The following is an 11,767-nucleotide window of genomic DNA, read 5'->3' on the forward strand; positions in this document are numbered from 1 at the left end:
CGGCGCGAGGCGAAACCTGTGATCGGTAGCGGCCGGCCCCGCCGCACGATGGGCGCACAACGTCAGCGGTTCGAGAGGGTGGGGCACCGTGTTCAAGAAGCTTCGCGACCAGATCGACAACGCGACCCGTCAGGCGACCGAGCGGGCCGCGCAGGACTTCCAGTGGCACGCCGCGCGGTTCCAGCAGGATGCGGCCCGCCAGGGCCACGACATCCGGCCGCAGATGCCCACCCAGGGCATGGCGGCGCAGGGGTTCGCGATGATGAACCAGGACCCCGCGATGGTCGAGTTCATGAACCTGCCCGGCGAGGAGCAGATCCGCCAGCAGGGCCTGGCCAACGAGTACGGGCAGAACCTGCGCCGGCTGCACGAGTTCGGCGAGCCCGCGACGGCGGTCGTCCGCACGCTCGACCCGACGGGCGTCACGGTCGCCGCCCAGCCGCAGTACACGTCGGTGCTCGACGTCACCCGCGCCGACGGCACCGGGTACCGCACCACGATCACCCACCTCGTGCCGAACATGACCTTCGCCCAGTACGCGCCCGGCACCCGGCACCAGGTCCGCATCGACCGCGACAACCCGAACAACGTCGGGGTCTTCGAACTCCTGCCCTGACCCGCTGCCGCCGGAGGTGGACGTCGTGAACACAGTGGACCCGGCCCGTGCCCGGCGGGACCGGCTCGACCGCCGGCGGGGCGCCACGGGCGTGCTCGTCGCGTCGGTGGCGGCGTCGGTGGCCACGGTGGTGCTCGCCTTCGTCGCCGGGCTGGGGTTCGGCGAGGTGGTCGAGATGTTCCGGACCACGGCGATCGACAGCGTCTTCGACGACCGCGACGACGGCCTGGCGCCGATGCTGTTGATGTGGGGCATCTTCGCGTTCGTCGGCGCGGGTTTCGCCGGCGGCGCGGCCGCCCACACCGCGGCGCAGTACCTGGGACGGCCGTCGAAGCCGCTGTTCCCGGTCGTCCTCGGCCTGGCCGCGCACGCCGCCGGGACGTGGGTGTCGTCGCGGGACTGGTTGCCGCCGCTGGCCGTGGGCACCGAGGTCGACCCGGTCTTCCACAAGGACGAGAAGTGGGGATTCTGGGGCTGGCTGATGTACTACGCCGACTGGTGGGTGCCCGCCGGTCTGCTCCTGCTCACCGCGGTGGCCCTGCTGCTCACCGTCCAGCACGCCCGGCAGCAGGCCGCGATGGTCGCCGAACGCGACCGCCTGCTGGTGCACGGCCTGCGCGTGCCGGCCGACGTGGTCGAGGTCAAGGTCCGCATCTCCACCAGCGACGGGGGCAGCAGTCAGGCGGTGGGCTCCACGGTCACGGTGGCCTTCGTGGACCTGGCCGGCGTCCGGCACTGGGCCACCCGCTACACCTCGGACGTGGGCGTGCCGACCGGCCCCGGCCTCGCGCAGGTGCTGTACGACCCGCAGCGCCCGAACGTCGACCGCTCGATCTTCGTGGCGGTCCGCCGGCAGCCCGCCCTCAGCGACTGGCTGCCCGGCCGCTGACCCCGGCTCCGGCCGCCCCGCCGGAGGCGGCGGACGCCCGTCCGGTCGTCGGGCCGCTGCGCTATCGTGCCGTGACGAATTCGGGGGTGGGGGACGATGTTCTACTTCGGTGGCCTCTTCGGGGTGCTCATGCTCGGCCTGTGGCTGTTCTGCCTGGTGGACGTGATCACCACGGCGGAGGGTGACGCGCGGAACCTGCCGAAGGCCGGCTGGCTGCTGATCGTGCTGTTCTTCCCGCTGGTGGGCTCGATCGCGTGGCTGGTCGCGGGCCGCCCGGTGCGGGTCGGCGGCGGCTGGTCGGGCGCGTTCGAGCGCCGTGCGCCCGAGTTCCCGGAGTACGACCGCCCCGGCCGCTTCGCCGCGTCCGACGTCGAGTCGGACGCCGAGTTCCTGCGCCGTTGCCGGGAACGCGCCGAGCAGCAGCGCCGCAAGGCCCGCGAGGCGCGGGGCGAAGCCCAGTAGCGGGCGGGTCAGGCGACGCCCGGCACCGCGTCGAGGTCGGGGCGGGCGGTGGGACGCAGGCTGTCCAGGTGGGCGTCGAGGCCCGCCGGCAGGTCGAACGCGGGGTCGAGCAGCCACTGGAGTTGCAGGCCGTCGAGGATCGCGATCAGCACCGAGGCCGCGGACCGGGGGTCCAGCTCCCGGGCGACCAGGCCGTCCTCCTGCGCCTCGGCCAGCAGGTCCTCGAACATGGCGCGGCTGCGCGCGTACCGGCGGCGGAAGAACTCGTGGGCCGGGTGGGCCGGGTCGCACGCCTCGGCGGCCAGCGTGGTGAACAGCCGCACGGAACCGGGCGCGGTCAGGTTCTCCGCGATCGTCCGGCGCAGTGCCGAGAGCCCCGGCGTCCCGGACGCCCGCGCCCCGGTGTAGCGCGTGACGTCCTGGTCGTGCCTGGCCTCCAGCACCGCCGCGAGGATGTCCACTTTGGACTTGAAGTGGTGCAGCAGCCCGGCCTGGCTGATCCCGCAGCGCTCGGCGATCCCGCGCAGGGTCGCGCCCCGGAAACCCTGGCGGGCGAACGCGTCGTGGGCCACCCGCAGGATCTGCTCCCGCCTGGTCATGACAGCCGCTGCCGCGCCGCGCGCCGTTCGGCCTGGCGGACGGGATCGGGCACGGTCGCGGCGAGCAGGAGCCGTTGCGTGTAGGGGTGTTCCGGGCTGGTGGTCACCCGCCGGGCTTCGCCGCGTTCCACGATCTCGCCCCGCGACATCACCGCCACGCGGTCGCTCACGTGCCGCACCACCGCCAGGTTGTGCGCGATGAACAGGTAGGCCACCCCGGTCCGCTGCTGGATCTCGACCAGGAGGTTGATCACCTGCGCCTGGGTGGACGGGTCGAGCGCGCTGACCGGCTCGTCGCAGATGATCAGCCGGGGCCGCATGGCCAGCGCGCGGGCGATCGCCACGCGCTGCCGCTGGCCGCCGGACAGCTCGCGCGCGAACCGCGTCCCGGTGTCGGCGGGCAGCCCGACGTCGTCGAGCAGGCTCCGCACCCGCTGGTCGCCGTCCGGCTGCCCGCCCAACGGCTCCACCAGGATGTCGTGGATGGTCATCGCCGGGTTCAGCGAGCTGAACGGGTCCTGGAAGACCACCTGGACGTCGGCCGCCAACGCGCGCCGGGCCCGGCGCGGCAGGCGGGAGATGTCGTTGCCGTCGAAGGTGATGGTGCCGGCGGTGACCGGGGCCAGACCGAGCACCGCGCGGCCCAGCGTGGTCTTGCCGGAGCCGGATTCGCCCACCACGCCGACGGTCTCGCCGGCGTGCACGTCGATGCTGACGCCGTGCAGCGCGCGGAAGGACCGGCCGCGCCAGCGGGCCGGCGGGAACTCCACCACCAGGTCCCGGACCTGGAGCAGGGGGACTAGCGCACCCATTCGATCACCTCGTCGTGGGCGCGGACGCAGCGCACCGCGCCGGACCGCAGGTCGTCGAGACCGGGGTGGCCGGCGCACCGCGGGCGCACGTGGGCGCACCGGGGCGCGAACCGGCACCCGGCCGGGCGGTCCAGTGGTGCCGGGACGCGGTCCGGGATCGTCGGCAGCGGGCCGCGACCGACCGCCGTCTCCGGGTTGGCCGCGATCAGCGCCGCCGTGTAGGGGTGCGCGGGCCGGGCGAACAGCTCGGCGGCGGGGGACACCTCGACCAGTTCGCCGGAGTACATCACCGCCACCCGGTCGCAGATGTCCGCGACGACGCCGAAGTCGTGCGTCACCAGGACCACGCCCATGCCCCGTTCCCGTTGCAGCGAGCGGAGCAGGTCGAGCACCTCCGCCTGCACGGTCACGTCCAGCGCGGTGGTGGGTTCGTCGGCGATCAGCAGGTCCGGCTCGCAGGACACCGCGCCGGCGATCAGCACCCGCTGCGCGGTCCCGCCGGAGATCTCGTGCGGGAACGCCCGGTAGATCCGCTCCGGCTCGCCGATGCCCACCCTGGCCAGCAGGTCCAGCGCCCGCCGCCGCGCCTCCCGCCGGGACAGCCCGAGGTGCGCCCGCAGCGGCTCGACGAGCTGGCTGCCGATCCGGAAGCTCGGGTCGAGGTTGGCCATCGGCTCCTGCGAGATGTAGCCGATCCGGCGGCCCCTCAGGGTGTTCAGCTCCCGCTCCGACCAGCCGGTCACGTCGGTGCCGTCGAACGCGATCCGCCCCGAGGTCACCCGGCCGGTGGCGGGCAGCAGCCCCAGCACGGCCAGCGCGGTCTGCGTCTTGCCGCACCCGGTTTCACCGACCAGTCCGACGACCTCTCCTTTGTGGACGGTCAAGGTCACCGAGTCGACCACGTGCGCGTCACCGCGCGGGGTCGGGTAGGTGACGCGCAGGTCCTCGATGGCCAGCAACGCCTTCGGCACCGGCGCGCCGGTCGCGCGGACCGGCTCGGCGACCGCGCGGACGGGCGGCGCGACGTCGTCCAGCGCGTCCCGCACCGACGTGCCGAGCAGCATCACCGACAGCGCGGTCACCGCGATGGCCGTGCCGGGCCACACCGACAGCAGCGGGTTGTCGAAGACGTGCGCCGATGCGTCGTTGAGCATCGCGCCCCAGCTCGGCGTGTTCGGCTCGCCGATGCCGAGGAAGTCGATGCCCGCCTGCACCATCAAGGTCAGCCCGAACAGCAGCGGGGTCATGACGATGATCGGCGACCGCACCACCAGCAGCACGTGCCGCCGGATGATCCGCAGGTCGGACAGGCCCGAGACGCGGGCCGCGTCGACGTACAGCTCACCCCGCACGCGTTGCACCGCACCGCGGACCAGCCGGTAGACCGACGGCGACAGCAGGATCCCCAGCAGCGCCATCGACTTGACCAGGCTGGGCCCGTCCACGGCGACCAGGGCCAGCAGCACGACCACGCCCGGCAACGCCATCAGCAGGTTCGCCAGCCAGTTCGCCACCGCGTCCGGCCACCGCCCGGTGTACCCGCCGACCAGCCCGGCGGGCACCCCGACCAGCAGCGCGACCGCCGTGCTGATCAGGCCGCCGACCAGGCTGGTCCGGCCGCCGTGCAGCAGCCGGGCGAGCACGTCGCGGCCCGAGCCGTCGCCGCCCAGCGGGTGCTCCCCGGTCGGCGGGCCGACCACGTTGGCCAGGTCCGCGACGTTCGGGTCGTGCCCGGCCAGCGCCGGGGCGAACACGCTCGCCACGACGACGACCAGCAGCACGAGCGCCGAGCCGACCGCGACCGGGTCCCGCCGCAGCCGCTTCACCGCACCCCCGCCTTCGGGTCGAGCCAGCCCACGGACATGGCCACCAGCAGGGCGATCGTCATCGCGGTCACCGCCGCCGGGCCGAACCCGGTGACGGGCTGGTGCCCGACCACCGTGCGGGCGAACACCGTGACCACGCCGACCATCAGCAGCGCGATCGCCGAACCGCTCGCCACCGAATCCCTCCGGAGCTGTTTCACCGCACCCTCACCTTCGGGTCGAGCCAGCCGACGGCGAGGTCGACCAGCAGGTTGACCAGCACCACGATCACCACCGTCACCACGGTCACGCCCAGCACGGTCGGCACGTCCGACCGGGTCGCGGCGGCCACCGCGAGCGAGCCGAGGCCCGGCAGCGCGAAGATCTGCTCGATGATCAGCGCGCCGCCGAGCAGGCCGATGAACTGGAGGCTCACCGTGGTCAGCGCGAGCGGCGCGGCGTTGCGCAGCACGTGCTTGAACAGCAGCTTCCGGCGGGGCAACCCCCTGCTGCGCAACGTGCGCACGTAGTCCTTGGACAGCACGTTGCCGACCGCGTTGCGGGTCTGCTGCGCGACCGCCGCCACCGACGCGATGGCCAGCGCGGCGACCGGCAGCAGGAGCGACCGCGCCCACCCGTCGAGCGAGTCGCCCGGTTCGACGTACCCGGTCGCGGGCAGCACGCCGAGCCGCACCGCGAACACCGCGACCAGGATCAGCGCCACCCACAGGTTCGGCACCGCGAACCCGAGGTTCGCCAGCACCTGCACGCCCTTGTCCAGCACACCGCGCCGGACCGCCGCGAGCATCCCGATGCCGATCCCGAGCAGCGCGGCCACGGCGGTCGTGATGACCGTCAGCGACAGCGTGACCGAGAGCTTGTCGGTGATCGCGTCGGTCACGTGCCGGCCGGTGAACCAGGACTGCCCGAAGTCGCCGCGCACGGCGTCGCCGAGCCAGCTCGCGTACTGGGCGAACACCGGCTGGTCCAGACCCAGCTCGTGCCGCTTCGCGTCGAGCTGCTCGGCCGTCGCGGTGACGCCGAGGATCGCGCGCGCCGGGTCGGGCAGCAGCGCCAGCAGGAAGAACGCCAGCGCGGACACGACGGCCAGCAGCACGAGCGCGGCGGCGAACCGGCGCAGCAGGAAGGAACCCACGTGGTCACCCCGCCGGCGCGTAGCCGAAGATCGACGGCACGGCCATGCCCTGCTGGATGGTCACCTTCACCTTCGGGCTCGACAGGTACACGCTCCCGGCCTGGTAGAGCGGCGCGAACCACGCCTGCTCCACGACGTACCGGTTCAGCTCGCGGTACAGCTCCGCCTGCGGCGCGCCGTCCGAGGACGCGATCCGCGCGAGCAGGCCGTCCGCGGTGGGGTCGGCGACGTGGAACGGGTTGACCGGGGAAGCCTTGCTCAGCAACAAGGACGCGTCCACCCAGTTCTGCGAGGTGCCCCACATGTACATGAACGCCGGGTACTGGCCGGAGAAGTACTGCTGGGACAGCTGGTTCGCGGCGACCGGCGTGTACTGCGCGGTGATCCCGACCTCGGCCAGCTGCTGGGCCAGCACCGGGTACAGGGCCGGCAGGTACACGTTCTCGCTGGGCAGCTTGAGCGCGAAACCGTTGGGGTAACCGGCGTCCGCGAGCAGTTGCCTGGCCTTGGCCGGGTCGTGCGGGTACCGGCCGTCCAGGTCCGCTTGGTAGGCGGGGGAGCCGGGGTAGAACATCTGCGTGGTGCGCGTGCCCAGGCCGCCGTTGATGCTCTTGCGGATGCCCTCGGCGTCGATGGCGTGGTTGATCGCCTGCCGCACCCGCACGTCCTTCAGCTCCGGCGCGAGCTTGCCCTCCCGGTCCACCAGCCACATCCCGGCGACCTGGCCGGGCTGCATCGACACGGTCAGTCCGGCGTCCTTGGCGGCGTTGAGCACCCCGGCGGTGCCGGTGCCCGCGTCCGCCTGGCCGGTCCGGATCGCCGCGACCCGCGCGTTGGTGTCGGGGATGGACTTGATGACGATCTTGTCGAACGGGTACGCCTTGGCGTCGTAGTACTTCGGGTTGCGCACGTAGGTGTAGTGGTCGCCCTGCGTGGTCTTGCCGTGGTCGAGCGTGTACGGCCCGATGCCGACCGGGTTGGCGTTGGGGTCGGCCAGCACCTTGGGGCTGACCATCATCCCGGCGATCAGACCGAGGTTGTAGAGCAGCGCGGGATCGGCGGTCTTCAGCTCGATCTGCACCACGTTCGGCGCCACCGCGGTCACCTTGTCGATGCTCGCGAAGACGATCGCGTTGGGGCCCTTGCCGTCCCGGGTCAGGTTCTGCCGCACGGCCTCGGCGTCGAACGGAGTGTCGTCGGAGAACGCGACGCCCTCGCGCAAGGTCAGCTTGAGCACCTTGCGGGCCGGGTCGGTGTACTCGAACGCGGTGGCCAGCGACGGTGCCACGGTCTGGTCGTCGTTGATCCTGGTCAACGAGTCGTAGATCGGCTGGAGGTACTGCAGCGCGTTGCCCGCGCCGGACTTCAGCGGGTCGAACGACTGCATGTCGGCGGCGGCGGCCAGGGTCAGCGTGCGGTCGCCGCCGGCCGCGTCGTCCTTCTTGCCGCAGGACGCGGCTGCCGCGGCGAGCGCCAGCACGGCGGCGGTGACGCGGATTCTTCCAGTGGGCATCGGGATTCCTTCTTCAGACCTGGTAGTCCCAGTGGTGTTCGCCGGAACCGACCACGACCGGTGGCGAAGTGGTCATGGGCAGGGTGACCTCGGCCCCGGTCCCGGGCGGGACCACGACGTCGAGGTGCACGCGCCCGCCGTCGATCCGCCAGCGGACCTCGGCAGCGCCGTAGGGGGTGTGGTGCGTGGTGCGGGCCCACGTGACACCGCCGCCGGGGCGGGGTGCGACGCGCAGCAGCCGGTAGCCCGGCGCGGCCGGCGCGAGACCGCCGACCACGCGGTGCAGCCAGTCGGCGACGGAGCCGAGCGGGCAGTGGTTGAACGAGGTCATCTCGCCGGGGTTGACCGTGCCGTCCGGTCGCAGGCTGTCCCAGCGCTCCCACACCGTGGTCGCGCCCATCACCACCTGGTAGAGCCACGAGGGGTGCTCGCGCTTGGCCAGCACGCGGTACGCCAGGTCGACGTGCCCGGACTCGGTGAGCGCGTCGAGCACCACGGCGGCACCGATGAAGCCCACCACGGGGTGGTCGTCGGCGTCCGCCACGAGTCCGGCCAGCCGGGATCCGTTGTCCAGCAGGCCGAACTGCCGGGCCAGCGCGTACCCGGTCTGGGTCTCCTCGCGCAGCCGGCCCCCGCCGTCGGTGTACTCGCGCAGGAAGGCGCGGCGGACCGCGTCGGCCAGGTCGGCGTAGCGGCGTGCGTCGTCGGGGCGCTCCAGCAGCCGGGCCGCGTCCGCCAGCTGCCGGGCCGACCGGGCGAAGTAGGCGGTGGCGATCAGGAACGGGTCGGTGCTGGTCTCCCGGGGTTTGTCCGGCGGGGCCGTGGGGTCGAGCCAGTCGCCGAGCTGCCAGTGCTGGTCGAAGATCCGCCGTTCGCCGGTCAGCGCGGCGACGTGGTCGACCCAGGCGCACATGCTCTCGTACTGCCGTGCCAGGAACTCCACGTCGCCGTAACGCTCGTAGAGCACCCACGGCACGGTGACGACGGCGTCGCACCACGCGGCGAGCGGCGGCCGTTCGTCGCGGACGGCGGGTGCCATCACCGGCGGCACACCCGTGTCCGGGTCCCGGTCGTCGGCCAGGTCGGTGAGCCACGAACCGAGGATCGCGGCCGCGTCGTAGAGGAAGCACGCGCTGGGCGCGAACAGGGCGGCGTCGGCGGTCCAGCCGAGCCGCTCGTCCCGCTGCGGGCAGTCCGTCGGGATGTCGACGAAGTTCCCGCGCATCGTCCACACGATGTTCTCGTGCAGGCGGTTGACCATCTCGTCGGAGCACTCGAACCACCCGGTGCGCCGCAGGTCCGAGTGGCACACGACGGCGCGGACGTCGTCGGGCCGCCACCCGGTGACCTCGGCGTAGCGGAAGCCGTGGTAGGTGAAGCCCGGTTCCCACACCTCTTCCCCGCCGCCGCGCGCGGTGTAGCGGTCGGTCGCCTCGGCCAGGCGCAGCGGTCCGGTCACCAGTTCGCCGTCGTGCAGCACCTCGGCGTGGCGGACGGTGATCTCGGTGCCCGCCGGCGCGTTCACCGTGAGCCGGGTGCGGCCCGCGACGTTCTGCCCGAAGTCGACGATGGTCGCGCCGGACGCGGACCGGGTCGTCGTGACCGGCGGCAGCACCGCCGTGCGCCGGACCGGCGGGCTGAAGTGTCCACAAAGGACGCTCAGGTCGTGGTCGACGGGCACGGCCCGGCGGTCGAACGCGGTGTCCCGGCGGGCGTCGTAGGACTCGCCGTCGTAGATGCCCGAGGCCAGCAGCGGCCCGGTGCCGGCGCGCCACGTCTCGTCGGTCGCGACGGTGGTCGTGCCGCCGTCGTGGGCGATCTCCAACTGGGCCAGCAGGGCGAGTTCGTCACCGTAGTAGCCGCGTGCGCCGCCACCCCACCCGACGCGGCCCCGGTACCAACCCTCGGCGAGGGTGGCCTCCAGGGCGTTGCGGCCGGGGACCAGCAGCTCCGCCACGTCGTACGTCTGGTAGCGCAGTCGGTGGTGGTAGCTCGTCCACCCCGGCGCGAGCACGTGGTCGCCGACCACCCGGCCGTTGAGCCGGATCTCGTACAGGCCCAGCGCGGTCGCGTACAGCCGCGCCGCGCGGACCGGGGTCGGGAGGTCGAACTCCCGGCGCAGCACGGGGGTGGCCGCGCCGGGAGCCCCCACGAACCGGGCCACCCAGTCACTGGGGGAGAGAAGCCCGGCCTCGACCGGCAGGGGCGCGCTCCACGGCGAGACAGCGCCGTCCGCGCCGTGCACGCGCACCCTTACGTCACAACGCTGTCGGGACACCAGCGGCGGTCCCGGCCAGTCGACCAGCACCGAGCGCGTGGACGGGACCGGATCGGCCGCGAACAGCACGCGCCCGGCGTCGGTCACCTCGATCTCGTGGGCGCGCTGCACCCAGTCCGAAGTGGACGGTCGGACGGTCCAGGACAGCCTCGGCGTCGGGTTCCCGATGCCGAACGCGGTGTCCAGGTGCTCGACCCGCAGCGAGGTGACCGTGCAGGACATCACGCGCCCCGCAGCCACTCGGTCGCCTGGGCGTCGGCCAACCGCACGAGGTCGCCGAGCGCCACGTTGTAGTCGAACAGGTGCAGGCCACCCGCCCGGGTCTGGTCGTGCTCCGGGAACAGGCTGATCCGCCCGGTGATCTGGAACCAGCTCGCGTTGCCGTCCGCGTCGTCCACGCTGCGGCACTGGCCGGAGAGCTGGCCCGGGTAGCGGGCGAAACCGGTCGGGTAGGTCTTGAGGTCGACCGTGCTCATCAGCAGGGCGAGGTGCCCGCCGGGCACCAGGACGTTCCCGTCCAGCAGCCGCCGGGTCATCATCCCGGGGTCGAGCGCCGTCACGGCGTCCGGTGCGGTGCCGGCGAGGATCGCCGCCGGGTTGACGCACAGGTTGTGGTGCCCCGGCGCGCCGTTGCGGCCGAACACGTCGCCCAGCCCCGGGTGCTGCCCCTCGGGCTTGTCGAAGCTGCCGTACGCGACGACGCAACCGGTCGGGATCGGGGCCTGCGCGGAAGCGCGTTCGCACGCGGGGATGTGCTGCAACGACGAGTGCGGGTCGTCGCCGCCGCCGGCCGGCCGGTCGTCGGGCACCTGGAAGTTGCTGCCCAGCAGGTACGCGCCGACCAGCTGCCGGCGCACCACCGGGTCGTTGTCGAACTTCTTCTGCAGGACGGTGGCCACGCCGCCGTTGCCCTGCGAGTGCGCGAGGAAGATGACGCCGCGCCGCTTGCCGGTCACCGGATCGGTGTTGTCGTTGGCCCAGTACTGGTCCCACGCCTGCTCGACGTCCTTGATGCCGGCCGCCATGCTCGCCGGCGAGCCGACGATGGCCCCGGTGACGAGCTGGATCAGCGACGCCTGCCGGTAGACCGGGATGAACAGCCGGCAGGTGCGGGCGAACTGACCGGCCTGGAGCAGGGACACCGCGATCTCGTTGTCGCGCGGGATCGGCGGGAGGTTGCCGATCGGCAGCAGCGGGTTGTTGAGCAGGTCGACGGTCGGGTAGGCGTAGAAGCAGTCCACCGGCCGGTCGTCGGCGACGGCGAACGTCTGGTGCGTGGTGGTGTCGTCGGCCGCGACCACCGTCGAATCCAGCGGCACCATCGTGCCGTTGCGGTAGCGCGCGGCGAAGGAGCCGTGCACGGCGGGGTGCAGCGGCCCGCCGTCGGCGTCCTGGCCGCACGGGTTGTCGGGCAGTCCGGGTTTGCACAACCAGACCGGCTGGGCCAGCGGGGAGGTCAGCTCGGCCTCCTCCGCCCGGGCGCCCGTGGCGGTCACGATCGTCGCGGTGAGCATCAGGGTCAGTCCGGTCGCGACTCTGCGAATCCAGGCCATCTGGTGCCTCTTCCCTGGTGGGGCGCCGACCTCGTCGGCGAGGGGGGCCAAAACGTACCAAGCACATGGTAGGTTTTCAATATT

Annotated in this window: 11 protein-coding genes; 3 read left to right on the forward strand and 8 right to left on the reverse strand. The window is 72.8% G+C overall.

The window, feature by feature from the left end:
• Nucleotides 1-88 precede the first annotated feature (88 nt).
• From AC0HI0_RS46930 to AC0HI0_RS46940, 3 genes are all read left to right on the forward strand, one after another.
• Complete coding sequence (locus AC0HI0_RS46930; protein ID WP_480929920.1) at nt 89-616, forward strand: hypothetical protein; 528 nt, start codon at nt 89-91, stop codon at nt 614-616.
• 25 nt (nt 617-641) lie between these two features.
• Nucleotides 642-1,505 carry a hypothetical protein gene (locus AC0HI0_RS46935; RefSeq protein ID WP_480929921.1) on the forward strand — a complete coding sequence of 288 codons (864 nt, stop codon included), beginning with the start codon at nt 642-644 and terminating at the stop codon, nt 1,503-1,505.
• A 96-nt stretch (nt 1,506-1,601) separates the two neighbouring features.
• Nucleotides 1,602-1,967 carry a PLD nuclease N-terminal domain-containing protein gene (locus tag AC0HI0_RS46940; protein WP_480929922.1) on the forward strand — a complete coding sequence of 122 codons (366 nt, stop codon included), beginning with the start codon at nt 1,602-1,604 and terminating at the stop codon, nt 1,965-1,967.
• An 8-nt stretch (nt 1,968-1,975) separates the two neighbouring features.
• Here the strand turns inward: AC0HI0_RS46940 and AC0HI0_RS46945 are convergent, their stop codons facing one another.
• From AC0HI0_RS46945 to AC0HI0_RS46980, 8 genes are read right to left on the reverse strand one after another with little or no spacing between them, the layout of a single operon-like run.
• Nucleotides 1,976-2,566 (reverse strand): TetR/AcrR family transcriptional regulator, encoded by a 591-nt coding sequence (locus tag AC0HI0_RS46945; RefSeq protein ID WP_480929923.1) that lies wholly within the window; start codon nt 2,564-2,566, stop codon nt 1,976-1,978.
• A complete protein-coding gene (locus AC0HI0_RS46950) occupies nt 2,563-3,378 on the reverse strand; it encodes an ATP-binding cassette domain-containing protein (protein WP_480929924.1) in 816 nt (271 codons plus the stop codon). Before AC0HI0_RS46950 ends, AC0HI0_RS46945 begins: the two co-directional genes overlap by 4 nt.
• Nucleotides 3,366-5,204, reverse strand: coding sequence for a dipeptide/oligopeptide/nickel ABC transporter permease/ATP-binding protein (locus tag AC0HI0_RS46955; RefSeq protein ID WP_480929925.1), 1,839 nt, complete (start codon nt 5,202-5,204; stop codon nt 3,366-3,368). The genes AC0HI0_RS46950 and AC0HI0_RS46955 overlap by 13 nt, the downstream gene beginning before the upstream one ends.
• Entirely contained in the window at nt 5,201-5,404 is a 204-nt protein-coding gene (locus tag AC0HI0_RS46960) for a hypothetical protein (RefSeq protein WP_480929926.1), read from the reverse strand. Before AC0HI0_RS46960 ends, AC0HI0_RS46955 begins: the two co-directional genes overlap by 4 nt.
• Nucleotides 5,401-6,339, reverse strand: a complete 939-nt coding sequence (locus AC0HI0_RS46965) for an ABC transporter permease (RefSeq protein ID WP_480929927.1) — start codon at nt 6,337-6,339, stop codon at nt 5,401-5,403. The genes AC0HI0_RS46960 and AC0HI0_RS46965 overlap by 4 nt, the downstream gene beginning before the upstream one ends.
• A gap of 4 nt (nt 6,340-6,343) precedes the next feature.
• Entirely contained in the window at nt 6,344-7,852 is a 1,509-nt protein-coding gene (locus AC0HI0_RS46970; RefSeq protein WP_480929928.1) for an ABC transporter substrate-binding protein, read from the reverse strand.
• Between the two features lie 13 nt (nt 7,853-7,865).
• Nucleotides 7,866-10,352: a family 78 glycoside hydrolase catalytic domain gene (locus tag AC0HI0_RS46975; RefSeq protein WP_480929929.1), complete on the reverse strand. Its 2,487-nt coding sequence runs from the start codon at nt 10,350-10,352 to the stop codon at nt 7,866-7,868.
• Nucleotides 10,352-11,683: a DUF3089 domain-containing protein gene (locus AC0HI0_RS46980; protein WP_480929930.1), complete on the reverse strand. Its 1,332-nt coding sequence runs from the start codon at nt 11,681-11,683 to the stop codon at nt 10,352-10,354. The genes AC0HI0_RS46975 and AC0HI0_RS46980 overlap by 1 nt, the downstream gene beginning before the upstream one ends.
• Nucleotides 11,684-11,767: the final 84 nt, after the last annotated feature.

The sequence above is a fragment of the Saccharothrix sp. NBAS 001 genome (assembly GCF_056640475.1).

Coding starts and splice junctions, on each gene's coding strand:
- AC0HI0_RS46940 (WP_480929922.1), top strand. CDS start 1,602: ATGTTCTACTTCGGTGGCCTCTTCGGGGTGCTCATGCTCGGCCTGTGG.
- AC0HI0_RS46945 (WP_480929923.1), bottom strand. CDS start 2,566: ATGACCAGGCGGGAGCAGATCCTGCGGGTGGCCCACGACGCGTTCGCC.
- AC0HI0_RS46950 (WP_480929924.1), bottom strand. CDS start 3,378: ATGGGTGCGCTAGTCCCCCTGCTCCAGGTCCGGGACCTGGTGGTGGAG.
- AC0HI0_RS46970 (WP_480929928.1), bottom strand. CDS start 7,852: ATGCCCACTGGAAGAATCCGCGTCACCGCCGCCGTGCTGGCGCTCGCC.
- AC0HI0_RS46975 (WP_480929929.1), bottom strand. CDS start 10,352: ATGTCCTGCACGGTCACCTCGCTGCGGGTCGAGCACCTGGACACCGCG.
- AC0HI0_RS46980 (WP_480929930.1), bottom strand. CDS start 11,683: ATGGCCTGGATTCGCAGAGTCGCGACCGGACTGACCCTGATGCTCACC.